Raw genomic sequence first — 26,339 nt, 5'->3', positions numbered from 1 at the left:
ATTTCTCGCTGAAACGGTACCGTCCTTTACAAGGACGGCAAAGCCGTTTCCACTTGCTGTCTGAGCTTCTATTCAAAAGGAGGTGAAAATTATTCCTCTAGTCGTTCGGTCTACGGTTAACGCAACTGGCGCCATCACTTTTACAGGCAACACACTTGGACTTAGCCGCTCTGATGTTGTCGGTGTACCGGGTACACAGGACAGTATCGGAGGCTTCTCTACGATCAATACTGCTTCTGTATTCGGCACTTACCCTGCCGGCACTACCAGTTTATATCAGAGCAACAGTTCAGCAGCAGTTCTAGTACTCCCTGCCGGAAGCACGGTTCTGTATGCCGAGCTGATCTGGGGCGGTTCCTATGTTAACGGCAACGTCAATCTCACTACGGCAATCAACAACCCTGTATCCTTTACTACACCGCTCGGGAACACGGTCAGCGTCACCCCCGATTCAGCCACAGCCAATTCGGTGGATCTGGGTGGCGGGGCACTCGCGTATGTCCGTTCCGCCAATGTCACCAGCACCATTCAAGCCTCCGGTGCCGGAACCTATGTCACTGGCGGTGTAGTCGGGACTATTGTTATTCCTGGTGATTCCACTGCCAACCATGCGGGCTGGACACTTGCCGTCATCTACCAGAATCCGTCGCTGCCCTTCCGCAACATGTCTCTGCGTGCAGGTGCGGTCCTTGTCCAAGCCTCCTCGGCGCCGGTGGTCACCACCATTACCGGCTTCGCCACACCAGTCACCGGTGCGCTGGGCGGACGTATCCAGTTCAGCGCCCAGGAAGGAGATGCCAACCGATCAGGCGACCAGGCGCTTTTCGGCCCTACCTCCGCCACCCAGGTCGCCCTGTCCGGGCCTAATAACTTTGCCAATAACTTCTTCGCCTCGCAGATTAACAATGATACCGGCAATCTGAATACGACCGGCACGTTCGGCACCCGCAACCAGACTAACGGCAGTCCGGGCTCCAACATTGTCGGGGGGCGGCAGGGCTGGGATATCACAAATGTGGATGTATCCGCGCGTCTGGTCAATAACCAGTCCTCCGCACTCCTGACCTTGACTACTTCAGGCGATGCTTATGTCGTTAACGCCAACGGGCTGCAAATTGACATCAATGCTCCCAAGATCTCCTTGGCCAAAAGCGCAAATGTCGCCGGTACCATCGTTGGCGATCTGGTCACCTACACCGTAACGGTCAACAATACCGGTACGGCAAGTGCAGCCAGTGTTGTATTGTCAGATACTTTACCGGCAGGTCTTACTTTTGTCGCAGGAAGCGTGGTGGTTGCCGGTGTTTCCAGGCCGACTTATGATATAACCTCCGGCATCCCGCTGGGATCACTGGCCCTTGGCACTTCTATAACGGTTACCTATCAAGCCAGGGTGACTTCCTTGCCGAATCCGCAGTTCGTCCCCAACACAGCCACCGCCGCCTTCACCTTCCAGAGTGTGGCCGGAGGCCCGATTGTGAGCGGAGTTATTCCATCCAATACACAATCGCTGCCGGTATATTCTCCGGTTCTCGGCATTGTCAAAAGCGCCAATACTTCCAACGCAACCGTCGGAGACCAGATTCTCTACACCCTGCAAATCTCCAATACCGGCAATATCGGCGCCACGACTACGCTCACAGATAACATTCCTGCCGGCAGCTCCTATATTCCGGGAAGCTTCACGGTAAACGGTACGCCCGTGGCGGGTAATCCTGCCGCCGGGATCGCCATCGGCACCATCGCAGCAGGAGGAAGCTCGACCGTCCAGTTCCGCGTGCTGGTGAACAGCCTGCCCTCTCCTCCGCAGCTCGTTGACCAGGCTACAGCCGCCTATACCTTCCTGGTTCCGGACGGGCGGACCGTGAACGGTACGGCAGCCTCCAATACGCTCACCATACCGGTTCGACTGCCGAATGTCGCACTTGTCAAAAGCGCCAGCTTCCCGGATGTCGCCATAGGCGATACCCTGCAATATACGTCTGTGGTTACTAATAACGGAATTGTCGCCATCACGAATGTTGTGCTCTCTGATCCGATACCTGCAGGCAGCACTCTAGTGCCTGGAAGTGTGGTGGTGGCGGGAACCGCGCGGCCAGCCGCTGATCCGGCTTCGGGGATATCTGTCGGCACCATTGCGCCAGGGACCAGCGTAACAGTAACCTTCCAGGTGAGTGTCAACTCTGTGCCGGGAAGCGGCCAGCTCGCTAACCAGTCATCGGCCTCTTACAGCTCGGGGTCCTTCAACGCCATCACACAGTCCAACACAACCTTGACTCCCGTATACCAGCCCGTGATCGGTATTACCAAAAGCGCAAGCCCCGGCAGCGCCACGGTTGGGGGAAATGTGCTGTATACCCTGCAAGTCCAAAATACCGGCAATCTCGCAGCAACGGTAACCTTAACTGACACGATTCCTGCCGGGTCTGCCTTCGTCGCCGGAAGCGTCACAGTGAACGGCGTGGTCCGTCCATCAGATTCTCCCGTAAGCGGAATTCCGCTCGGGTCCGTAGCACCGGGAGCCGGCTTGACCGTAACCTTCCTCACCACTGTTCAATCCCTGCCGTCTCCGGCAACCTTGACGGACCAGGGCAGCAGCAGTTACACCTATCAGTTGCCCAGCGGACGCTCTCTGTCCGGCGGAAGTGTATCTAATACAGTGACTATTCCAGTCTCTGCCCCGAACATCACGATTCTCAAAAATGCCAATCTCACCTCTGTGGCTGTAGGCGAATATCTTACTTACACCGTCTCCGTATCCAACCCCAGCGGTGTAGCTGTTAACAATGTAGTGCTATCTGATCCGGCTCCGGCAGGCAGTGCCTTTGTAGCGGGGACTGTCACGGTGAACGGGACGGCCGTACCCTCTGCCAATCCAAATGCCGGGATTGCTCTCGGTACACTTGCTGCGGGCGCAACAAGCATCGTTGTCTTCCAGGTTAATGCGACCTCTATTCCAAGCCCGCCACAACTGAGCAACCGGGCCAGCGCCTCATTTACGGCCGGCTCATTCAGCGGAACGGCCCTATCCAATACAGTGTCTACCCCGGTCTTCATTCCAGTCATTGGACTTGTCAAAAGCGTAGGCCCTGCGCAGGCCTCTGTAGGCAGTCTGCTCTCCTTCTCCATCCTGGCCAGCAACACCGGCAATATCGCGGCCATGCTGAATCTGACTGATGCCCTGCCGCCGCAGACGGTATTCGAGACCAACAGCGTAAGTATAGGCGGGACGCCGCTGCCTGGGTATAGCCCATTAACGGGCATTCCGGTGGGGCCGCTTGCTCCCGGAGACAGCGTCGTAGTCAGCTTCCTTGTTACGGTTACTGCGCTCCCCCCGAACCAGCAGCTGCCCAATACCGCAGCGGCCTCCTACACGTTCACCCTGCCGGATGGGCGTCAGCTTGGCAGTAACACCGTGTCGAACACCCTTACCGTACCCGTCTCGGCACCAAATGTCAGTGTGGTCAAAAGCGTCAATGCCATTGATGCCGTCACCGGTGATATCCTCACCTTCACCTCCGTGCTGACGAATACCAGTATTGCCTCTGTCAGCAACATCATTCTCAGCGATCCCTTGCCAGAGAATGCAGCGTTCCTTCCCGGAACCGTAATTGTCGGCGGCGTCTCCCAGCCGTTGGCAGTTCCGTCCGCCGGCATCCCAATCGGCAGCCTGGGGCCTGGAGCCTCCGTTGCCGTCACATTCGAGGTGAGAATAACCATGCCGATTCCTTCACAGGTCAATAACCAGTCGACCGTCAGCTTCACCTCCGGGGTCTTCTCCGGCTCTTCATCGTCCAATGTTACCACCACACCGGTCACACAGCCGCAGATCTCGCTTGTCAAAAGCGCCAGTGACCTGAACGCCACAGTTGGCGATACGGTCATTTATACCGTTGTGGTCAGCAATACCGGTAACCTGGCCGCCAATGTTACCTTAACCGACAATATCCCGGCTGGTACTACCTTTGACCCTAACAGCGTCATTGTCGGCGGTTTTCCTCAGCCGGGGGCTGCACCGGATACCGGAATTACTGTCGGAACTGTCGCTCCCGGGGCAAGTGTACCGGTCAGCTTCACGGTCTTCATCGTGTCCCTGCCGTCCCCGCAGCAGCTGGTCAATCAGGCAGCTTCTACCTATACCTTCACACCGCCTGACGGCCGGCTGCTCAGCGGCAGCGCCGTCTCCAATACTGTAACCATCGCCGTCTCTGCCCCCAACCTGTCGGTGGTCAAGAGCACCGCTTCCACTTCAGTAGCAATCGGTGACACCATTGCCTATTCCGTCGATATCACGAATAACGGGGCAGACCCGGTAAACAATGTGATCCTCAGCGATCCAACACCGGATGGAGCCACTTTTGTGCCCGGCAGCGTGTCCGTGAACGGGGTTCCTTTCCCTAATGCCCATCCGGCATCAGGGATTCCAGTCAGTACGCTTGCCTCTGGTGCCTCAGCCGTTGTCTCTTACAGTGTCACCGTCGCCTCCGTACCCGCAGATGCCTCCATTGATAATCAGGCGAGTGTCACTTATACCTCAGGTGTCTTCGCCGGCTCAACCTTCTCCAACCCTGTGGCGGTCCCCGTCTTCCAGCCGGAGATCGCAGCAGCCAAAGCTGCAAATACCACCAATGCCACAGTCGGGGATACCGTGACCTACACCATCAACATCAGCAATACGGGCAACTATGGAGCCAGCCTGACGGTCACGGACAATATTCCGGCCGGTACTACCTTTGTGACCAACAGCGTTCTGATTAACGGCCAGCCTCTGCCGCAGGCCGATCCTTCCACCGGAATCGCCGCAGGTACCATCGCTCCGGGAGCGACTGTAGCTGTCACATTCTCGGTGGTCATCACTTCATTGCCATCGCCGCAGGTTCTGGTCAACCAGGGAACCGTGGCTTCCAGCTTCACCTTGCCGGACGGAAGAACCCTGGGAGGCTCTTCCCTCACGAATACCGTGACCCTGCCGGTCTCGAACCCGAACCTGGCTGTCGTCAAAACTACGGCAACCACCGCAACCAATATCGGAGACACCATCACGTATTCCGTAACCTTAACCAACAACGGTATTGCGACAGTCAATAATGTGGTATTCACGGATGCTCTGCCTGCCGGGACCGCCTTCGTTCCGGGCAGCGTGCTCGTGGATGGCGTGGCACGCCCTGCGGCTTCACCGGCTACGGGGGTGACCATAGGCAGTATCGCTCCCGGGGCTTCCGTCACAGTGGCCTTCAACGTGACGGTTACAGCACTGCCTCCTTCCGGGTTACTGAACAATCAGTCCTCAGCCAGCTTCACTTCCGGCGCCCTGTCCAGTGCGGCCTTCTCCAATATTGTGACCACTCCGGTATTCCAGCCGATCATCGCTGCAGCCAAGAGCTCCAGCGCTCAAAATGCAACGGTAGGCGACACCATTGTGTATACCGTCAATGTAAGCAATTCAGGCAACTATGCGGCCTCAGCCACGCTGACCGATACGATTCCGGCAGGTACAACTCTGGTTCCGAACAGTGTGCTGATTAACGGCTTTCCTTCTCCGGGTGCTGATCCTGCTACCGGAATCACCCTGGGCAGTATTGCAGCCGGCGCAGCGCTGACCGTAGTGTTCTCCGTAGTGATCGACACGCTGCCGGCCAGCCAGCAGCTTAGCAATCAGGCCATCCTCGCCTTCAACTATACGCTGCCGGATGGACGCGTCTTCAACCAGTCCGCCAGCTCGAACATCAATCTGATTCCGGTATCATCGCCGGATGTTCTTGTAGCCAAGAGCACTACTGTAATTGATGCAGTCCCGGGGGATACCGTTGCGTACAGTATTGCAGTCACCAATAACGGCATTGCACCGGTTAATAATGCCGTGCTGAGTGATCCCATTCCGGCCGGCTCTTCCTTTGTGGCCGGCAGCGTAGTCGTGGACGGCACTCCGCTGCCGGGGGGCAATCCGGCAAACGGGATTTCGCTCGGAACCATAGCTCCGGGAGCTACCGTTCTGGTTACCTTCAACATCCTGGTCAATACACTGCCCAATCCGGCCACACTAAGCAATCTGGCTTCCGTCAGTTTCACCTCCGGCGCATTCTCGGGTGCCTCTTATTCCAATACGCTGGTCACTCCGGTATTCCAGCCGGTTATCGGCATTCTGAAGGCTGCCGATACCACGAATGCGACGGTGGGAGATACCGTCACCTATTCACTCAGCGTCACCAATACAGGCAATCTTGCGGCTGTCGTCACCTTAACAGACTCCATCCCTGCAGGAGCTGTATTCATTCCGAACAGCGTACTGGTTAACGGCCAGCCCGTTCCCGGCGCTGATCCGACTACCGGAATCAACCTGGGTACAGTTCCAGCGGGCGCTACTGTTACCATGCTCGTCACCCTGCAGGTTACGCTGGCTTCCCTGCCTTCACCGCAGCAGCTGGTGAACCAGGCCGCCGCAACCTTTACCTTCACGCCGCCGGATGGCCGCTCGCTCTCCGGATCTGCCGTATCGAATACGCTGGTCATACCCGTCTCTTCACCGGACGTAACCGCAGTTAAGAGCACTCCGGCTGTTGACGCCGTTGTCGGTGACATCATCACCTACACGATTACCGTAACCAATAACGGCATTGTTCCCGTCAACAACGTGGTCCTCGTTGACCCGATCCCGGCTGGCAGCCAGTTCGTTGCAGGCAGCGTAACTGTAGACGGCACTCCGCGTCCCGGAGCAAATCCGGGCACCGGTATCCTGATCGGAACGATCGCACCGGGAGCAACCTCAACGGTAACCTTCCAGGTTCAGGTCATCGTCATATGACAGACGGCTCACGGCTTCAGCCTGTCGTAAGTAATCAGTCCATGGTTCTATACAGCTCGGCAGAGGGCACGGACTCGGTTACCTATTCCAATACCGTCAATACGCTTGTCGTGGGTCCGGTATTATCGCTGCAAAAGCAAGCAGACCGTCAGAGCGCCTCCCTGGGGGAGACACTCGTCTATACAGTGACCGCCAGGAACAGCGGCAATACCGGGGCGGTTGTCACCATCACGGATGTGCTTCCCCCGGGTGTCTCGTTCGTTGCCAATAGTGTGCTTAGAGACGGTGTCCCCCTTCCGGGGATCACTCCGTCTTCCGGCATTCCCCTTGGCATTCTCGCCCCCCATTCGGGGGTCAGCATCGCCTTCCAGGTCATTGTCATCTCGCTTCCGCCTTCACTCGCGCTGCATAACAGAGCGGTTGGCACGTATTCCTTCAATACACCTGAAGGCAGAGCGGTGAACGGGGAGATCCGCTCCAACCCTGTTAGTGTCTCCCTGCTGTCCTACCAGTTGTCTTCCCTGCTCTCAGCCAGCACCCCCACGACCTTCATTGGGGATGTCGTCACCTACACCCTTCAGCTCAGGAATGAAGGCACCCTGCCGCTGACCACAGTCATTGCTACGCTTCCCGTTCCGGAAGGCACCTCCTTCCTTCCCGGAAGTGTTATCGCTGGCGGGATTTATCAGCCTGAGGCCGACCCGGCTTCAGGCATCGGACTGGGTTCGCTCCCTGCAGGAGCAGCCTCCGAGGTCTCCTACCGTGTCCGGGTGACCTTGAATCCTCCAGGATCAGCGATTCTTGCGAACGCGCAGATCTCTTATCAGGCTAATGACAACCGAACCTCCACCACAAGCAATACGGTTCAGATTACGGTCATCCAGCCCGGATTATCGGTAAGGCTGAAGGTTGATCTCTACAGCGCAGCGCCCGGTGACAACTTACGGTACGAGTTCATTGTGAATAACAGCGGCAATCTGGCTGTGAACGCGCTGCTCACGGACGCCGTTCCGCCAGACGTACTGTTTGTCTGGGACAGCGTCCGTGTGGACGGGATTCCCCAGAAGGGCCTCCGCCCCGGGGACAGAATCCCGCTGGGCACTTTACGGGCAGGCGCTGTTGCTGTGGTTGATTTTCTCGTATCCATTCCGGGTGCCACCGATATCCGCCAGACTCCGGCTATTCAGAATCAGGGAGTGGTCCAGTATACATTCTCCCTGCCGGACGGGCGCAATGTCGGGCAGGTCTCCCGCTCAAATGCGGTGACCACGTTGCTGTTCACGCCCATCATTTCTATTCAGATTCAGGGTGAGCCGCCCGTTATTGAGCCTGGAGGCATCGCTGAATTCAACATTCAAGTGTCCAACAGCGGGAATTATCCGGCTGAAGTCTCAGTGATCCGGATTGTACCGCAGGGTACCGTCATTGATCCTGATATCGTTACGATAAGCGCCACTGTAATACCCGGTACACCTTACAGCGGAACGGTTGCTCTGGGAACGCTGCAAGCCGGGCAGACGGTCACACTCACTTATTTTGTCAAAATAAATACGGATTATATGGGCAAGGATCTTCAAGGCTCTGCGGCTGCCCTGTATGTGTTCACCATCGATGGACGACGGTACTCTGGCGAAGCCCGTTCCAACACCTACAAGTTGCTGATGGAAGAAATCAGTGAATAATACAGCTCACATATCCACCATCTCCCTGAATATACTTTAGTTACAACCTGCTGCATTTGTCTCAGTCTCATTAGTGACAATACCGAATAATACAGTCCATGGGAGGTGGTCATCCTTGTCCCAGCCGTCCGGTCCATACGCTTTTGTCGTCTCCAAAGAAGACTGGTCCCTTCACCGCAAAGGCCATCAGGATCAGGAGCGTCACCAGCAAAAGGTCAGAGAAGCCATCAAGGGCAATCTGCCCGATCTGGTTACTGAAGAGAACATTATTTTGTCGGGCGGCAAGCAGATTGTGAAGGTGCCGATCCGCAGTCTGGATGAATACCGGATTATCTATAATTTTCGCAAGCAGAAGCATGTCGGACAGGGAGACGGCGAGAGCCAGGTAGGCGATGTCCTCGGGCGTGATTCCCAGTCGGCCCAGCCGGGCAAAGGGGATAAAGCGGGCGATCAGCCGGGAGCGGATACCGTTGAGGCCGAGGTCGATCTCGAGGATCTGGAGGATATTCTGTTCCAGGACATGGAGCTGCCCCATCTGAAGCCGAAGGATAAGGAAGAGATTGAAGTCAAATCGATTGTCTTCAATGATATCCGCAAAAAGGGCATGATGTCGAACATCGACAAGAAACGAACGTTACTTGAGAATCTGCGGCGCAATGCCAGCAGCGGCAACCCTGGAATACACAGCATCAGCCCCGATGATCTGCGTTACAAGACCTGGGATGACATCACGGTCCCTCACTCGAATGCCGTGATTATTGCCATGATGGACACCTCGGGCTCGATGGGTACTTTTGAAAAATACTGCGCCCGCAGCTTCTTCTTCTGGATGACCCGCTTCCTGCGCCGCCAGTATGAGAAGGTGGATATCGTATTCTTGGCCCATCATACGGAAGCTAAGGAGGTCAGCGAGCATGACTTCTTCACCCGGGGCGAGAGCGGGGGGACGATCTGCTCCTCGGCGTACCAGAAAGCACTGGAGATTATCGACAGCCGCTATCCGCCTGCCCAATACAACATCTACCCCTTCCATTTCTCGGATGGCGACAACCTGACCTCCGACAATGAACGCTGTGTCAAGCTGATCGGCGAGCTGCTGAAGCGCAGCAATATGTTCGGCTACGGTGAGGTGAACCAGTACAACCGCAGCAGCACTCTGATGTCCGCCTACCGCCACCTGAAGCAGGAGCAGTTCATGCATTATGTGATTAAGGATAAGAAGGAAGTCTATCAGGCGCTGAAGGCTTTTTTCGGCAAAAAGGTTACTGAAGCTTAAGCAGCCTGACATTAGACTTGTCAGCCCGGGCCACCCCGGGCTATGCGCATTTTTGTTGTGAGTTCCCGCCCCGCCCTGCCGCTTCTTGCGGTGTGCGGGGTTTTTGTGCGGTTTTTTTGTGCTGGCTTGGAACTTGCGCCGCATAAGTCTGTTGACTATTATATCGTCAGCCGATATACTAACTATATCGGTTGACGATATAACGACAGATGGTATACCGTCAGATGCTATAACGCCGAAGGATACAAAGGAAATGACCTGGTCTGTGGAATGAGACCCAAAGATGCAAGATAAGGAAGGTGATGGCATTGTCCGGCAACAATGAATACGGGGCGCTGACCGAAGGCGTCTATTATATCCTCTTGTCCCTGCTCACCCCGATGCACGGCTACGGCATTATGCAGAATGTGAAGCTGCTGAGCAATCAGCGCGTAGAGCTGGGGGCAGGCACGTTATACGGAGCGTTAAGCACGCTGGTGGAACGGGGCTGGATCAAGCTGCTGGCCGGTGGAGAAGATTCACGCAAGAAGGAATATCAGATTACGGAGCTTGGCAAATCGATAGTCCAGAGTGAAATGACAAGGCTTGACGAGTTGCTCACAAATGGAAGAAAGCTACTGGGAGGCGAAGTGTAATGAGTCAGGTGGTACGCAAATTTTTCATGGATTTCGAGAAGGAAGAAGCGTGGCTGAATGAGATGTCTGCCAAGGGATGGGCACTGGTGGAGCATTCTTGGGCCCGTTATGTGTTCGAGGAGAGCGCCAAGGGGGAGTATATTTACCGGATTGAGCTGCTGGAGAAGGACCCTAAGGAGGCGGCAGGCTACTTGCTATTCATGGAGGAGACCGGGGCCGAGCGTGTGCCGTCCGGGCCTCCTACCAAGGCCAATCGTGCATTTATGAACCAGCGCTGGGTGTTCTTCAGAAGGAAGGCCTCGGAAGGCCCCTTCCAGATCTATACCGATGCGGATTCCAAAATCAAACACTATCAGCGAATCTATAAAGTCTATCTGTCCCTTGCGTTCCTTGAGCTGATCATCGGCTCCTTCAATATCATGCTGATTATGCTGAATACTTCCTCTAACATCTACAAAATCAACCTCATCGTGGGAGTGTCCGTTATCATTCTGGGCCTGTTCTTCGTGTGGCTCAGTTTGCCGGTCCGCCGCAAGATCGCGCGGCTGCAGCAGGAGAAGCTGATCCGAGAGTGAGGGGTTACTTGATGGCAGCTAACAAGTGGAATAGTGCTGCTTATTTCTTCAACTTCTTACGATTATAGGTAAACAAGTGGAAAAACAGCATCTGCTAGGGCCGGTTTTGCTCCGAGTGGGCGCTATGCAAACATTTAAGTGTTGTTTTTCCAACTCTTGCCGGAATATCGTAGATCCGTTCGATAACAAATGCCCAAGATCCACCTATACCCCCATTGCGGCAAGCAGAGCAGTTTAATACGAAAATAAAAATATCGGAAAATGCGCCGCAGACTGGGTTTTTGACAAAAAAAGACCCACCGCCCCAAAAAAACGTTTCGTTTTTTTGAAAAAGGGAAGACTATGGGATAGGATTCAATTGAACACTATATCCTAACTGCTGGATATATTTCACGTACCTATCTAACGTGTTTTTCTTGGACGTCTCATCGCCTAGTGAGACGTCTATTTCTTGGTATGACCTCTTCTCCCGCATCAGGGCATGGAGGATTCGAATCAGCAAATGCGCGGTGGCGACGTTTGCTTTTTTATCGCCTCGTCTCTTTCGAATTCGTCGAAAGAATTGTCCGATCCGGTTCGAGGAGCGAGAGTTTGCCCAAGCCGCCTGACACAAGGCCCCTTTCAGATGCTTGTTCCCTTGCATCGTTTTTGACTTTCTTCGCTTTCCAGCGCTTTCGTTGTTCCCTGGACACACCCCCGCCCATGAAGCAAACTGCGCATCACTCGGGAACATTTCCGCGACATGCGGCCCCACTTCGGCAAAGATGGTCACGGCAGACGTCCGCTCAATTCCTGGAATGGAGTCAATTTGTTCAATCTTCTCCAGGTACGGTTCTGCCTTCGCCTCGATTCGAGCTTCCAGTTCCGTGATCCTTTTCTCCAAATAGACCAAGTGGTCCCAGTGGTCTCGAATCATCTCGCGGTGATGACGGCGCAACTTGCCATTAAGCGCGTCTAGCAACTGCGGGACTTTCTTTTTTAAACGGGTTTTGACCAGGCTTTTAACTGTCATTTCGTCGATGACCTCGCCGTCCATGATCTTCTGGAGCAGGCCCCGTCCCGAAACCCCATATAAATCGGACATAAAGGTGGTTAGCTTGATGTTAGCATCCTGCAGGATTTTGTGGATGCGGTTTTTCTCCGCCGTCACCGCCTGCACCATCTTACTCCGGTAACGGGTCAAGTCTCGCAAATCCCGGATGTCCTGTTCGGGCACCATACTGCCTTCAATGAGCCCGCAACGGTGCAATTGCGCTAACCAGCGCGCATCTTGCATGTCACTTTTTCGACCCGGCGTATTCTTTACCCGCTGGGCGTTGGCCAAGACCAGATCACAACTGCCCTCTAAGATGTTCCATACCGGTTTCCATAACACGCCCGTGCTCTCCATCACCACCTCCCGGCAGCCGTGTTCACTCAGCCAATCTTGCAGGCCTAGCAATTCTTTGGTTGTCGTCCCAAAGGTTTTCAGGTGACATTGTGGTTTCTGTTCGATCGGTCCTTTCAACACGCAGGCCACAACGGTTTCCTGGTGCACGTCCAGACCGGCGCAACACATACGTACAGCATCCATTCCAACCATCCTCCATCGTCAGTTTACAAATCATGCGCTCGAGTGAGTGTAATTTAATACACGTACTTTTGGGGCTACAATAGGCGATGCTCGAAAAGCGCAATAGAACGGTTTTTCGCACGGGGTGTATCCCAGTAACCGTTTCCGCCCTTTGATTTGTATATGTAGTGTTGACGACTACAGCCTCATTTAGAATGGTTGCGACGGATGCCACCCGCTTATTTTCATTCCTGGGGGTGACAAGGCATCTGTCTTGTCATGCCTGTTTTTCGCATACATTCGGCGAAGCGCCTACCCTGAGTAAATTGTGTTCGGTTTTTCGCATACACATACATCCGTACCTTACGCGCTCATGCACATCCTCCTCCACCTATGCCAAAATTAAAGGGCTATCCCAAGCAGTCATTTCAAGACTTTGGGACAGCCCTCATTCCAATATTGCTTCGCTTCGTTAGACTGATGCCTGCTCCGCTTACTGCACCTTCTCGCGGTCCTTGCCCTTATCGGATTCCCCGGCGTTCTTGTTCGCGGCCTCGCGGTCCTGCATCATCTCGTCTACTGACTTCACCTTGAGGCGGGCGGCGCCTTCGTTGCCGGCATTTGTGGGGATCAGATCACCAGAAGCTAGGCGTTCCTTCGCTTCTGCAATGGCTGCGCTGTACTGTGGCAGCCACTGTTCTCCGGCCACCAGCATCTCGTCAACCATCTGCCAGATCTCCTTCGGATTGCAGACGGCACCGACCAGCGGGTCCATCATGAACGCCTGGCGCAGCAGCTTGTCGTCACCATGCACTGCCGCCTCCACCGCCAGGCGCTGCACGGAGATACTCACGTTGCAGACTGCCGCCAAGCCGAGCGGCAGGTCGCCGACCAGCGGCATCGAAATGCCGTTGCGGTCCACATAGCCCGGCGCCTCAATAATAGCATCATCCGGCAGATTGGAGATCACGCCGTTATTCACCACGTTGAAGTGGCCTCGGTACACGCGCCCTGTCTCCAGCCCTTCGATAATAAACGAGCCGTGCTCCTCGCCCCTCTTCTCCGGGATGTACTCCAGCGCCGGGTCCTTCATCCAGTTCGGAAAGTCTGTCTCGAACCAGTTGCGGCCTTCCGTGCAGACTCGCAGGTAGCCGCCTGTCTCCCCGTTGATCCACACGCCCAGATCAATCCAGTCCATGATCTCACTCGGGCGCTTGCGGTACCAGGGCACATATTCGCTCAGATGTCCGTTCGATTCCGTGCTGTAATAGCCGAAGCGGCGGAGCATATCGATGCGCACCTTCTCGGTGCGGCTGTATTCGGGATGCTGCTCGAAGGCCTCCAGCAGACCTGCCGTCAGATCCTTGCCTTCATGCTTCGCGGAGATATACCAGGTCTGGTGATTGATCCCGGCACAGATAATGTCCACCTGCGACTTCTCCAGGCCATACACCTGGGCGATCTGCTGATGTCCATGCTGTACGCCATGGCAGAGCCCGATGGTCCGCACACCGCCGTATTTATTACAGGCCCAGGTCAGCATAGCCATCGGATTCGAGTAGTTCAGCAGCAATACATCCGGCGCAGCTGTCTCACGGATATCACGGCAGATCTCCAGCATCTCCGCAATCCCGCGCTGCCCGTACATAATCCCGCCTGCGCACAGCGTATCTCCAACACACTGATCCACGCCATACTTCAGCGGAATATCCACATCGGTAGCGAAGGCCTCAAGCCCCCCCATACGAATAGTACAAAATACGTACTTGGCTCCCCTGAGCGCTTCCCTGCGGTCCGTGGTGGAAGAGATAGTGATATCCAGACCATTCTCCTTAATATCCCGCTGGCACAGCTCGGTGACCATGTCCAGGTTATGGCTGTTTATATCCATGAAGGAAACTTCGATATTACGGAATTCCGGCACAGTCAGCAGGTCGCGCAGCAGTCCGCGGGTGAAACCGATACTGCCTGCCCCGATAAAGGTTACTTTAAAAGACATAATAATCATCCTCCGGCAATGAATTATTGACTCCTGTCCATTGTAGCAAGGAGGCTGCCGGAAGCGTAACCAATATCATGACCATTTTGCAGATAACCTGTCAACAATCCTAACCTTATGTGCAGAAGGACAATCACGGCATGGACACCTAGCTATTCTTCACTCCAGTAATGGCGTTCGATAGAGTTGCGGTATTCGATAGGAGTACAGCCTGAATATTTCTTGAATAGCAGATGAAAATATTGCCTGCTGCTGATCCCCACATAGTCGGCAATCTCCGCTACCGGAATCTCGCCCTGTCCCAGCAGCATCCGGGCTTTCTCCATACGCAGCTGGTTCAGGTAGTCAGTCAGGGTCTGCCCTGTGTGCGTCCGGAAGATGCGGTGCAGATAGCCCGGGTGAACATTCACAGAGAGCGCGACTTCCTTAACCTGGAGGCTCCGGTCATAATTCTGATGCAGGAACTCGATGGCCCGCCGCACATAGAGCTGTGAGGGCTGCTGGCTGGCCGGAAGCGATTCCCCCCGCAGTCTGGCGAGCCGCAGCAGCAGCTCCACGAAGAGCAGATGCACCATACTACTCCCCTTCCGCCCGCGTTGATCCAGCTCCAGCACCAGCGCTTTTAGCACATGGAAAACCTCCTCCTGATCGGACAACACCAGACTGTCGAACGGATGCCGCAGCAGCTCTGCAAGCATTTCCTCCTCCCGGGCCAAGCTGCCAATGGAAGGAACTACGCCCTCATATTCGGTAAAAGCAAATTCCACATTCAGCATCCGGCAAGAGGAGCCCTCGTCCACGATCAACCGGTGCGGCACCTCCGCATCCAGCAGAATCATCTCTCCCCGCTTCAGCCGGAAAGGTGTGTAGCCACCAGCTTCACTCCGCACCTCCACTACACAGCTGCCTGAGATAAGATACATGATCTCCGTGGAGTTGTGATGATGGTAAGCCATCGTATAATTGCTCCATTGCTTGTAGTAGTAAGCCAGAAAGTGCGGGCTGTAATCCCTCTCCAGCAACGCCTGTTCAAATAGACTGCCATTCATCTCCGCTACGCCGCCCGCCTCCCCTCTGCCATTATCGATAGCACAAGTGTATCGCTTGATCGCAGGCAGGACAAGCAGCGGGTTGCCACTCCCCTGACCTATCCATTTTATCCCGGCGCAAAAAAACAAGAGCAGAAGGCCCGCGCCCTCTGCTCCCATTCATCATTCTCAGTGAATCTTTGTTAATATTCCATTCACCAGACTATACACCCCGCCGCCCTCTATCTCCTCGGGCTGTCCATTCAGCAGGTAGATGCCGGTCTCTTCATCAATTCCGTAATTCGGCAGCTCGCCGAGGGTACGGACCGCTGTCCGTAGATGCTCCTCCTCATCCCACTGCGTGAAATGGACGGATAGCAGCAGATCAGGAATCAGATTGAGGCCCTTGCGGTGTTTGAATTGTCTGCTCTCATTATCCTTGGCAGAAATTACGCAGCGCTCCGGGCTAATCAAGGCTCCTGCCGAGAATCCCGCAACCGGTATTCCAGACTCATAACGCTGCCGGATCACTTCAGCGATAGGGGTATCCACAATGAGGTCGGCATACAGATCCGTATCCCCGCCCCCGATGACGATCCCGCCGCAGGCCCGGAGGCACTCTATAGCAGTATTCACCTCAGTAGACTTCAGCGGCAGATAACAGAATTCGGCTATCCCTGCGTCAGCCAGCGGCTGCATACAAGCAGCCATATAGTCTGGCCAGTCTTCCCCTTCTTCAAACAACACAGCGACAGGTTCTGTGGCTGCTGTCATCGTGCTTACGAACCTCCGTGCCAGTCCACGGGTAAACGGCGGACCGCCGCCGTTCAGAAATAAATGCTTGTCCATGACATCACCTTCAGTATTCAAGATATCCTGCATCTAACCTCATCCATCTTATAGAAAAGCGCAGGTTCCCGCAATACGCTTCCTCACCCGCTCCCCCTCATCCTTGTATCCCTTCATCCCTGAAAAGAAATCATCGACTGCTTCAGCTGCTCCGCCAGCCCCTCCAGTCTGTGCGAAAGGGCGACCAGCTCCCTGCTGACCGTGAATTGCTGTGAGGACATGGACGCCACCTCTTCCGTAGAGGCACTGGTCTGCTGCACCACCGAGATCACACTCGCCATGGATTGTCCCAGCTGCTGCTGGTATTCGGTCAGCTCGGAGACCGCCGCCGAGGACTGGTTCAGAACTCCGCTGAACACCTCCATCTCGGCCCTTACACTCCCGAAGATGAGTGAGGATTCCCGGACCGAAGCCAGCTGGCTGTCAAACATCGGCGCAGCCTCATTCACAACCTTGACCGTATTCTCGATATGGCCGCTGATCTCCCCGGTAATCCGGGAGACGGAGGCAATCGACTCGCTGGATTGATTGGCCAGCTCTCTAATCTCGTTGGCAATGACAATGAAGCCTCTCCCGGCGGCACCGGCGCGCACGGCTTCAATTGATGCGTTCAACGCCAGAATATTCGTCTGCTTATTCATCGCAATCATCGGAGAGAGGATGCTGCGGATCAGCACCGTGCTATCCCGCAGCATGGCTGAATTCTCCTGAATCAGATCCATCAGCTTCAGCACACCTTCGCTCTGCGAGACCAGCTTCTTCATCCGCTCCGCTCCCTGGTCGCTGACCTCCATGACCTTCCTTGCGGAAGCAGCCATAACTGCATTATTCTCTGCCACTTCGCTGGTCTTGCCGCCCATCAGCTCTACCTTGGCATTGCTGCTCTCTGCCTCGGCCGCCAGACTGGCGGCTCCCCCGGCGATTTCGCCAGTGGCGGTTGCGACCTCACTGGCCTGGCCGCTAATCGCACCGGAAGCGGCAACGAGCTGCGCGGAGGTCGCTAATACCTCCGCAGCCGAGCTGCTGCTCTGCCCGGCCATCCGGGAGATCTGCTCCATCATCCGGTTGAAGCTGTGGCCCAGCCGCCCGATCTCATCCTGGCCCTTGAAGCTGGTCCGCACCTGCAGATTGCCCCGCTCGCCCTCTTCCATCAGCCGGGCCAGCTTGCCAAGCGGACGGCCGATCAGCCGCACCAGGACATAGCCGATGACCAGACCAATTAGAGCGGCAGCCAAGACTACCAGCAAGGTAATATAGAGCAGCCGGTCGGCCGATCGGGTGAAATCACTTACCGGAGCGTACCCCAGCAGCGTCCAATCCGCCGTACTCAGCGGCTGGTAGACTACAAGCTGCGGGCTCCCCTGCTCATCCCCGGCCGTGAAGGACCGCTTCCCGCTGTCACCCTGGCGTGCTCTGGCCGGCTCTTGTCCCTCACTCTTTTGCACTCCGGTCTGCTCCCCGGCCTTCAAATCTCCGGTATGTATGTAAGATACCTGCCCGAGCAGCGCATCGTCCGCGCTGTACGCAACCCGGCCCGAAGAATCGAGAATGCGGATCTCTCCGGCCAGCCCGATATGCAGGTTGGACAGCACATCTGTCAGCGCCTGGCCCTTCACCTCAATCAGCATGTAATACTCTGCCGCCGGATTCTGAATATTCCGCAGCAGACGGCCCATCGTCATAGCGGACTGGCTGTACGCGTCGAAGAAGCCTTTAGCCCGGACGGGGAACCAGACGGGATTGCCTTTAGCATTATCAATCTCCTTCATCCGGGCCAGGATGCCTTCATCACTGCGAACTCCGCTAATTCCCGTCGATTTGTAGGATTCGGCGTCGACCATACTTCTTGCGACCAGCCTGACACCAAGCAGCCGCTCATCCGATCCTCTGACGGAGTCCAGCTTGCGGCGTATCCGGTCCTCTGCGGCTGCCCGCGCAACCGTACCGGCGGTTGGAAGATTAACCGTCTCCATGTCAGCCTTTAGCGCCGGATCTACAGCGAATTGCCTGGAGAGCGCTTCATATTCAGCGAACAGGAAATCCAGCTTGACCGCCGCCTGGACAATGGACTGTGAGGAGGCAGCTGCCACCTCATCGGTAATGATCCCTTTTGCCGCATAATAGGAGGTTAAGCCCAGAACTGAGGACAACAGGACAATCGTACAGAACAGAATTACGAATAACTTGACGCCAACCGAGCTGAAATTAATGAATCGCCGCCGCTGCATTACATTCTCCCCTTATCATCCAGATCACGATTTCTCCACGTAAGAAAGGTGCAGCCCCTAAGAACTGCTTCAAGGCCGCACCCGTTATTCGTACATACATTGACTAATTGTTATTTCCCTATCCCTTGCTGGCCCCAGCCGTCAGGCCGTCAACCAGCAGACGCTGCAGGAAGCCGAAGAGAATCATAATGGGTACAGAGATCAGCACGGCGCCCGCCGCGAACAGCGTGAAGTTGGAATTCTGCATCGTATTGACCATATCCCACATCCCCACGGCAACCGTCCAGTTCTCCTTGGTCCGCAGAATCAGCTTGGCGAAGATGAAATCGACCCACGGGCCGACAAACAGGGTCAGCGCTATATAGGTGATCATCGGACGGGATAACGGCAGAATAATCCGGGTAAAAATCCCAAAGTTGCTCGCCCCGTCGATCCGTGCCGCCTCATCCAGCGAACGTGGAATCGTATCGAGGAACCCCTTGGCGATCAGCGTTCCTCCGAGCGGCGCTCCGGCTGCATAGACGATAATCAGCGCCAGATGGGTATCCAGCAGATTGAACTCCTTCAGCAGCAGGTAGATGGCTATCATGCTCATGAAGCCCGGAAACATCCCGAGGATCAGCAGCGTGGACATGGTGGTCTTGCGGCTTTTGAACCGGAACCGGGATAAGGCATAGCTGGTTAACAGCGTCAGCACCACCCCAATCAGCATCGAGAACACCGCAATCTTGAGCGTATTCGCATACCAGGTTCCAAACATGTAGACCGGTGAGGTGAACAGCTCCTTATAATGGCTGAGCGTGAACGTCTCAGGAATCAGCGTCTTGCTGTACAGGGATTTACCCGGCCGGAACGATGCAAGCAGAATCCAGAGTGCCGGATAGATTGCAGCAACCGCCAGTGCAACAAGAACGATATAGCTTAAGCAGAGACGAATGAAATTTGCTGCTTTGCGTCCGATGATCATTGAATCATGTCCTCCTCTTGGAACGATTTGGTCCGGCGGTAATTGTACAGGGAGAACCCGGCAACAATAATGAACAGAATAATGCCGATCGCAGACGCCATATTATTCTTGTTCTGATCCAGCGTCAGCTTATACAGCCAGGTAACGAGCAGATCCGTCGAGCCGGCGTACTGGTAGTTCCCGTTCACCGGGTTCCCTCCTGTCAGCAGGAAGATCGCATTGAAGTTGTTGATGTTCCCGGCGAACTGCATAATCAGCGTAGGTGCGGTAGAGAACAGAATCATCGGCAGGGTGACGATCCGGAATTTCTGATAATTGGTCGCACCGTCCACCTCAGCCGCCTCATACATATCACGGGGAATCGTAGTCAGCACCCCCATAATTAGCAGCATGGATACAGGAATTCCCACCCACATGTTCACGACAATAACTGTCACTTTAGCCCAGAACGGATCAGTCAGCCATGGCAATCCATTCAGTCCGAAAAAGCCGAGATACTGGTTGATCGGGCCGAACTGCCCGTTGAACAGGTTGCGCATCAAGAGGAGCGAGATCATCTGCGGAATGGCATAAGGGATGATCAGGAGCATTCTCCACATGCCTTTGAAGCGGATGCCTTTTTGGTTAATCAGCAGGGCAACCAGCATCCCGCCGAAATAAGTAGTTACAGTCGAAAGAACCGCCCAGATAATCGTCCAGGTAAGTACACCGTAAAAGGTATGGCTCCATGATTTCAACACCAGCAGATTGCGGAAGGTCTCGAATCCAACCCAGTCTACAAGCTTGGCCGGAGGAATGTGGTTCGGTGCAGCATAGTTGGTAAAGGCCAGCATGATCATAAAGATGATCGGCATAATGGTGAAGAACAGAATCCCAAACCCCGGGAGCAGCAGGAAGCTCTGGGCGAATTTATAATCCAGAATATAACGTACAGATTGAGTAAATGTATGCGATGGACGGCCGTTTTCGCGTTCTGCTCCGATTTTATAGGCATCCCTAATATTCATGTACCAGAGGATCAGGAATAACACAAAGAACAGCAGGGTAATCAGACTTTCTATCAGAATAACGATGGAATGGTCTCCGGGAACCATTTTGGCAATCCCCTTAACCTTCTCCAGCCGGCTTGGCGATTCCCCGAGTGTGGTGATCCCCCAGAAGGCTCTTCCCAGATTGCTAATGAAATAAATAAGTGCCACAGCTTCTACAGCTATGAACATAAGCCCTTTGATGAATTGGCGGTTATATATTTGCCCGAGTCCCATAAAAATGGCCGACAGTATTCCAGCTCTCGCTTTGTGTCGCTGCATTTCCCTTCCGTTCTCCTCTCCGTGCGGAATTCAAGGAAACTGCCCGCCGCAGACTATGCGGCGGGCAACTCTAATTCCACGGTAAGCTGATGATTGTGTAGTTTAGTAGTTACTGGGCAGAAGCCCCGTTGTTCAAGTCCTTAATTTGCTCTACAGCTTTGTCCATGGCTGCCTTCGGATCGGTATTGTTATCCCAGATGGCCGGAAGTGCTGCATTCACCGGGCTCCATACGTTCCCCATTTCAGGAATCGAAGGCATCGGCTGGGAGTTCTTCGCTTGTTCGGCAAAAGCGGATACGAACGGATCACCCGTAATCTGCGGGTCCTTCAAAGCTTCATTGTTCGTTGGTACGGAACCGATCAGCTTGTTGAGTGTCAGCTGCGAATCTTTACCGGAAGCAAAGTGTGCATAGAGTTTAGCCGCATTCGGATACTGAGTGTAGGCGTTGACTGCGAAAATTTTGATCCCGGAGAATGTAATGGCTGTTTTGCCATCAATGGTTGGAACCGGAGCGATTCCGAGGTTGTCACCCAGCGCTTCTTTATATCCGGCAAGCTCCCAAGGTCCCGTAATATCCATAGCTACATCTCCACTGTTGAACAGGCTGCGCTTGATGTCCGGGTTAATGTCACCGCTCTTGATCGGCAAGACTTCCTTCAGCTTCGCAAATTCAGTCAGACCTTTAATCGCACCTTCATTGTTGAGGCCGATGTCGTCCTTGTCGGTACCGTCTTTGCCGAACAGGTAACCGCCGGTTGTAGCGATGAACGGATAGTTGAAGTACATATTGCCGACTTCCCACATAATGCCGTACCGGTTTTTGGCCTTATCCGTGAACGTTTTGCTGAAGGCAATAACGTCATCGAAGGATTTCGGAGCTTCTTTGACCAGAGACTTGTTGTAGAACAGCGCATAAGTCTCTGCCGCTCTCGGATAACCGTACAGTTCACCCTCATAGGATGAACCTACGATGGATGCTTCTGTATTCTCAGCTTTGGTCTGCTCAGCGAAAATATCGTTTGGAAGCAGCAGGCTCGCGCTTGCCGCCTTACCCAGATTATCGTGAGGGATGAGGGTGACGTCCGCAGCCAGGCCGGAAGGGCCATCCTGGGTGAGCTTGCCGACTTGATCCGGCGGGGCTACCTCTTCAATTTTGACCGGAACATTATACTTGGCAGTGAACTGCTTGGAGATTTCTTCGGCGAACTGTCGTTCTTCCTTACTCTCCCAGATCACAAGGGAAGCGCCCTCTTCAGGGACGATCTCACCCGCTGCCGGAGCGTTGTCACTGCCAGCCCCCGCATTATCCGTAGCTGCCGCAGTATCCGCAGGAGCATTAGTCGCCGCTGCATTTCCCCCGGTATTGTTGTTGGAGCCGCACGCCGTAATTGAGATTGCCATCGAGCACGCTGCGGTGAGAACCATAAGTTTTTTGAGATCCATTCCTTTTAACCCCTCCTGTGTGTGTATATTACTTGATTTGACGATGATGCTTCTTTTGACTTGACGATGATGCTCCCCAATTTGCGCAAACGATTTCAGAGGATTCAAAAAAAATTCTGCTTTCTCCAGTTGCCTCATCCGAATACGTTATACCCGGTTTAGAAAGCGCTTCATTCCTGAATTCATAATACATCAGCAGGCTTGTAGTTGTAAAAACGTTTGCACATAGCTAAATCAATGAAATTAAGCCATTTAAAATACATATCTTTGACTTTACTCTCTTTATCGCATGATTACTTTAAATAACTTCGATATACTTTAATTTCAAAATTTATTCCTGCATTTTTTGTCGTACTTAGACGAATTTTGTTGTATAATTGCTAAATATTATCAATTTACAGACTTTGGAAATCGGTTTCCCGTTGATTATCCTTTGTGCAACTGTTTGTACAAACCTCTTGAACCTCATTTTGTTCCGTGCTATAATCCAAACCATCATGAAACACCCCATTCTTCACCAATCTAAAGGCACTGTCCCTTATCGGGTACAACCTCGGCGTAATCTAACCGGCGGTTGTGCCTCTTTGCCATGTGCAGAATCGGGTGCGTAATCTATATAGCCAAACTAAATCTAGGAGGAATTATTATGTTATTAGAAGCCGTGTATCATCGTCCCCGTCTGAACTGGTCGTACGCCTACGATCACAACACCATCCACCTGCGGCTGCGGGCCAAGAAGGGGGACCTGACCGAGGTCTTCGCCTGGGCGGGTGATAAATATGCCTGGGACACCACCAAGGAACTGATCCCGATGACCCTGTTCACTTCCGATGCGATGTTCGATTACTGGGAATGCGAATCGGTTCCGCTCTACCGCAGGCTGAAATACGGCTTCCTGCTGCAGCAGGGCCAGGACCGGATCTGGATGACAGAGAGTGATTTCCAGAAGGAGCGTCCCGCGAATCCCAACCGGCTGTTTGAATTTCCCTACATAAGCCGCGGTGATGTCTTCACGCCTCCGGCCTGGGTCAAGGATGCGGTGTTTTATCAGATTTTCCCGGAACGGTTCGCGAACGGCAATCCTGACATAAGTCCTGATCATGTGGAGCCTTGGGGCGGAACCCCCCGGCCGGATAATTTCTTCGGCGGAGATCTGCAGGGTGTCATAGATCATCTCGACCATCTGACAGAGCTGGGCATTACGGGCATTTATTTCACACCGGTCTTCACTGCCACCACCAATCACAAATATGACACGGAGGACTACATGCAGGTCGATCCGCATTTCGGTGATGTGCCCACACTGAAAAGATTGGTCGATGCTTGTCATGAGCGCGGCATCCGCGTGCTGCTGGACGCGGTCTTCAACCATGCGGGCCGTACCTTTGCCCCGTTCGTGGACGTACTGGAAAAAGGCGAGGATTCGGAGTATAAGAACTGGTTCCACATCCGGGAGTATCCGCTCCAGGTCGTGAACAACATTCCGACCTACGATGCCTTCGCCTTCGAGCCGCTGATGCCGAAGCTGAACACAGAGCATCCTGAGGTGAAGGAATATTTGCTGAAGGTCGCAGAGTATTGGATTAAGGAGGTCGGCATCGACGGCTGGCGTCTGGATGTGGCCAACGAGGTGGATCACGAATTCTGGCGTGATTTCCGCAAAGTGGTGAAGCGTGCCAACCCCGAGGCTTACATTCTGGGCGAGATCTGGCATGAATCAGCCCCTTGGCTGGAAGGCGACAAATTCGATGCCGTCATGAACTACCCGTTCACGGATGCGGTGCTTGACTTCTTCGTCTACGGAACCCTGGATGCAGAAGGCTTCGCCCATTCGATCGGCAGACAGCTGTCCCGGTATCCGCTCCAGGCCAGCGAGGTTGCCTTCAATCTGCTCGACAGCCATGATACTGCGCGGCTGCTGACTGTGGCAGAGGGTGATAAAAACGTCATGAAGCTGGCTGCGCTGTTCCAGTTCACCTTCATGGGCACGCCCTGCATTTACTACGGGGACGAGATCGGAATGGATGGCGGGGGAGACCCGGATTGCCGAAAATGCATGGAGTGGGACCCGGAGCGGCAGGACCGCGATTTGTTCAACTTTTACCGTAAGCTGATTGAGATCCGCGGCAGCCACCGGGCGCTACGTACCGGACGCTTCACCTTCCTTGAAGCCGGAGCCGGAGGCAGTAAGCTGGCCTACGAGCGCAGTCTGGGCGATGATCTGATCATCGTGCTGATCAATACGGAGGAGACGGTGCAGACCTTCCGGCTGGATGTTCAGGAACGCAATTGGGAGAATCTCTGGACCGGCGAAGCGCTCCGCGCCGAACGCGGCAAGCTGTCACTGCGGCTGCCGGCATACGGCTTCGCCGTGCTTCAGGCAAACATGTCCTAAACTCTGCCCGCTTTCTTATAAGCTGATTCAGAACATTTTAGCGCAACCGTTTGTATATTGAAACAGAGCTACTACTTAGTACTGGACACAATAGAATCAATTCTGTTGTGTCCTTTGTATATTCAGTATTTATAGGGTCTGTTGAATTTTTTTAACTTGCTAATCTTCCGAAAAAGTAATGTTCAACTGCTTACTTTTTAAAGATTTATCAGCAACACCCTGCTCTCTTTGCACTAATTTTGCACAAAAACCCTTTTCCAATTGCACTGATTTGCACATACCTCTGCTCCACTTCCAAATTCATAATAGCTTAAGCCGTATCGCCGTGTGGTGCTCAGAACGTATAAGTCACGGGGATTGCGCCCTATGCGAGGTTCACTATTTACAATCAACCCCACTTCGATTAATATTACTGTGTAAAGCAAACGGTTCCATTAGGAGGTTTCTATGACAGTTACCATTAAGGACGTTGCCAAGAAAGCGGGAGTCTCTCCCTCCACGGTGTCCCGGGTGTTGTCAGGCCATCCCAGAATCAGCTTAGAAACTTCCCGTAAGGTCAAAGTGATTATGGAAGAAATGGGCTACACCCCGAATATGATGGCCAAAAGTCTGGTATCCAAGACCACTAACAGTATCTGCATCATTCTTCCGAAACCGGCTGAAGAGCTGTTCTCCAATTTGTTTTTTATGGAATTAATCCGCGGGATCGTCACTCAGTCCAGCCGTTCCGGCTATGATGTGCTGATCAGTTCCGGGGCGAACGAGAAGGAGGAGCTTGAAGCTGTCTCCCGTCTGCTTAAGGGACGCCGCGTGGACGGCGTTATTCTGCTGTATTCCCGTAAAGACGATGCGGTGATCGATTTTCTGCAGTCGGGCGGTTATCCCTTTGTCCTGGTTGGACGGAGCGACCGCTACGAGGATATTCTGTCAGTGGACAATGATAATATTATGGCCGCCTATGATGCGACGAATCATCTCATCTCCATGGGACATGAACGCATCGGCTTCGTCAGCGGCCCGCCGAACCTCATCGTTTCACGCGACCGGCTGGAGGGTTACCGCAAGGCCATGCAGGGTAAGGGTCTTACGATGAAGGATGAATGGATCGTTGAAGGCGAGTTCTTGCAGGACAGCGGCTATAGGGCGATGTCCTTCTTCATGAATCTTCCGAACCGTCCGACAGCGCTTGTCGCGGTGGATGATATGGTCTCCTTCGGGGTACTCCGCGGATTGAACGAGCTGAAGTACAAGGTCCCTGAGGATCTGGCGATTGTCAGCTTCAACAATATCCCGCTCTCCGAGCTGTCCAGTCCTCCGATCAGCAGTATTGATATCGGAATCTATCATCTTGGCTATACGGCCTCGCAGGTACTGATCCAGAACATCCAGAAGCCGGATAATCAGGATGGTTATACGAACCGTTTTGTCATTCCACACCGTTTAATCGTACGGGAGTCCTCTATGCATGCTCCGGGAAACTAAGGCATGTACAAGAAAATGAATGAAGCAGACTTACGCTTCATTTATTTTTTGGAGCTTTGTACAAACGTTTGCGCTAATTACATGGAGTGCTATTCACTAATCATTTTAGGAGGTT

At 54.0% G+C, this 26,339-nt stretch carries 15 protein-coding genes; 7 read left to right on the top strand and 8 right to left on the bottom strand.

The window, feature by feature from the left end:
- Window positions 1-82 precede the first annotated feature (82 nt).
- The 5 genes from NYE24_RS30110 to NYE24_RS30090 all read left to right on the top strand — a co-directional run bounded on the left by NYE24_RS30110 (window position 83) and on the right by NYE24_RS30090 (window position 10,970).
- Entirely contained in the window at window positions 83-6,802 is a 6,720-nt protein-coding gene (locus NYE24_RS30110; RefSeq protein ID WP_342477361.1) for a hypothetical protein, read from the top strand.
- Complete coding sequence (locus tag NYE24_RS30105; RefSeq protein ID WP_342477360.1) at window positions 6,799-8,484, top strand: DUF11 domain-containing protein; 1,686 nt, start codon at window positions 6,799-6,801, stop codon at window positions 8,482-8,484. Before NYE24_RS30110 ends, NYE24_RS30105 begins: the two co-directional genes overlap by 4 nt.
- Before the next feature lie 115 nt (window positions 8,485-8,599).
- Window positions 8,600-9,760, top strand: coding sequence for a sporulation protein YhbH (gene yhbH / locus NYE24_RS30100; protein WP_342477359.1), 1,161 nt, complete (start codon window positions 8,600-8,602; stop codon window positions 9,758-9,760).
- Window positions 9,761-10,062: 302 nt separating this feature from the next.
- On the top strand, window positions 10,063-10,395 hold the full coding sequence (locus tag NYE24_RS30095) for a PadR family transcriptional regulator (RefSeq protein WP_036692768.1): 333 nt from the start codon (window positions 10,063-10,065) through the stop codon (window positions 10,393-10,395).
- Entirely contained in the window at window positions 10,395-10,970 is a 576-nt protein-coding gene (locus tag NYE24_RS30090; RefSeq protein WP_036692764.1) for a DUF2812 domain-containing protein, read from the top strand. The genes NYE24_RS30095 and NYE24_RS30090 overlap by 1 nt, the downstream gene beginning before the upstream one ends.
- Before the next feature lie 340 nt (window positions 10,971-11,310).
- Here NYE24_RS30090 and NYE24_RS30085 read toward each other — a convergent pair whose 3' ends face one another.
- The 8 genes from NYE24_RS30085 to NYE24_RS30050 all read right to left on the bottom strand — a co-directional run bounded on the left by NYE24_RS30085 (window position 11,311) and on the right by NYE24_RS30050 (window position 22,347).
- Window positions 11,311-12,543 carry an IS110 family transposase gene (locus NYE24_RS30085; RefSeq protein WP_339807631.1) on the bottom strand — a complete coding sequence of 411 codons (1,233 nt, stop codon included), beginning with the start codon at window positions 12,541-12,543 and terminating at the stop codon, window positions 11,311-11,313.
- Between the two features lie 472 nt (window positions 12,544-13,015).
- Complete coding sequence (locus NYE24_RS30080) at window positions 13,016-14,521, bottom strand: alpha-glucosidase/alpha-galactosidase (RefSeq protein ID WP_342477358.1); 1,506 nt, start codon at window positions 14,519-14,521, stop codon at window positions 13,016-13,018.
- A 152-nt stretch (window positions 14,522-14,673) separates the two neighbouring features.
- Complete coding sequence (locus NYE24_RS30075; protein WP_036692930.1) at window positions 14,674-15,570, bottom strand: AraC family transcriptional regulator; 897 nt, start codon at window positions 15,568-15,570, stop codon at window positions 14,674-14,676.
- Between the two features lie 168 nt (window positions 15,571-15,738).
- Window positions 15,739-16,419 (bottom strand): Type 1 glutamine amidotransferase-like domain-containing protein, encoded by a 681-nt coding sequence (locus NYE24_RS30070; RefSeq protein ID WP_342477357.1) that lies wholly within the window; start codon window positions 16,417-16,419, stop codon window positions 15,739-15,741.
- A 92-nt stretch (window positions 16,420-16,511) separates the two neighbouring features.
- A complete protein-coding gene (locus tag NYE24_RS30065) occupies window positions 16,512-18,626 on the bottom strand; it encodes a methyl-accepting chemotaxis protein (RefSeq protein ID WP_342477356.1) in 2,115 nt (704 codons plus the stop codon).
- A gap of 118 nt (window positions 18,627-18,744) precedes the next feature.
- Complete coding sequence (locus NYE24_RS30060) at window positions 18,745-19,593, bottom strand: sugar ABC transporter permease (protein WP_076155095.1); 849 nt, start codon at window positions 19,591-19,593, stop codon at window positions 18,745-18,747.
- Complete coding sequence (locus NYE24_RS30055) at window positions 19,590-20,903, bottom strand: sugar ABC transporter permease (RefSeq protein WP_076155098.1); 1,314 nt, start codon at window positions 20,901-20,903, stop codon at window positions 19,590-19,592. Before NYE24_RS30055 ends, NYE24_RS30060 begins: the two co-directional genes overlap by 4 nt.
- A 109-nt stretch (window positions 20,904-21,012) precedes the next feature.
- Complete coding sequence (locus NYE24_RS30050; RefSeq protein WP_342477355.1) at window positions 21,013-22,347, bottom strand: maltose ABC transporter substrate-binding protein; 1,335 nt, start codon at window positions 22,345-22,347, stop codon at window positions 21,013-21,015.
- Window positions 22,348-22,993: 646 nt separating this feature from the next.
- On the opposite strand from NYE24_RS30050, the gene NYE24_RS30045 reads away from it, so the two are divergent.
- Window positions 22,994-24,742: an alpha-glycosidase gene (locus tag NYE24_RS30045; protein ID WP_342477354.1), complete on the top strand. Its 1,749-nt coding sequence runs from the start codon at window positions 22,994-22,996 to the stop codon at window positions 24,740-24,742.
- 447 nt (window positions 24,743-25,189) lie between these two features.
- Entirely contained in the window at window positions 25,190-26,224 is a 1,035-nt protein-coding gene (locus NYE24_RS30040) for a LacI family DNA-binding transcriptional regulator (RefSeq protein WP_036692751.1), read from the top strand.
- The last annotated feature ends 115 nt before the right edge of the window (window positions 26,225-26,339 follow it).

The sequence above is a fragment of the Paenibacillus sp. FSL H7-0350 genome, assembly GCF_038593195.1.
Lineage (GTDB): Bacteria > Bacillota > Bacilli > Paenibacillales > Paenibacillaceae > Paenibacillus_AQ.
The sequence above is the reverse complement of the archived record's forward strand: the minus strand, read 5'-3'. Positions and strand labels throughout refer to the sequence as shown.

Bases quoted from the DNA above. Each gene is read 5' to 3' on its own strand.
- NYE24_RS30075 (WP_036692930.1), bottom strand. From the start codon at position 15,570: ATGAATGGCAGTCTATTTGAACAGGCGTTGCTGGAGAGGGATTACAGC.
- NYE24_RS30060 (WP_076155095.1), bottom strand. From the start codon at position 19,593: ATGATCATCGGACGCAAAGCAGCAAATTTCATTCGTCTCTGCTTAAGC.
- NYE24_RS30080 (WP_342477358.1), bottom strand. From the start codon at position 14,521: ATGTCTTTTAAAGTAACCTTTATCGGGGCAGGCAGTATCGGTTTCACC.
- NYE24_RS30050 (WP_342477355.1), bottom strand. From the start codon at position 22,347: ATGGATCTCAAAAAACTTATGGTTCTCACCGCAGCGTGCTCGATGGCA.
- NYE24_RS30105 (WP_342477360.1), top strand. From the start codon at position 6,799: ATGACAGACGGCTCACGGCTTCAGCCTGTCGTAAGTAATCAGTCCATG.
- NYE24_RS30095 (WP_036692768.1), top strand. From the start codon at position 10,063: ATGGCATTGTCCGGCAACAATGAATACGGGGCGCTGACCGAAGGCGTC.
- NYE24_RS30040 (WP_036692751.1), top strand. From the start codon at position 25,190: ATGACAGTTACCATTAAGGACGTTGCCAAGAAAGCGGGAGTCTCTCCC.
- NYE24_RS30055 (WP_076155098.1), bottom strand. From the start codon at position 20,903: ATGCAGCGACACAAAGCGAGAGCTGGAATACTGTCGGCCATTTTTATG.
- NYE24_RS30085 (WP_339807631.1), bottom strand. From the start codon at position 12,543: ATGGATGCTGTACGTATGTGTTGCGCCGGTCTGGACGTGCACCAGGAA.
- NYE24_RS30065 (WP_342477356.1), bottom strand. From the start codon at position 18,626: ATGCAGCGGCGGCGATTCATTAATTTCAGCTCGGTTGGCGTCAAGTTA.
- NYE24_RS30090 (WP_036692764.1), top strand. From the start codon at position 10,395: ATGAGTCAGGTGGTACGCAAATTTTTCATGGATTTCGAGAAGGAAGAA.
- NYE24_RS30045 (WP_342477354.1), top strand. From the start codon at position 22,994: ATGTTATTAGAAGCCGTGTATCATCGTCCCCGTCTGAACTGGTCGTAC.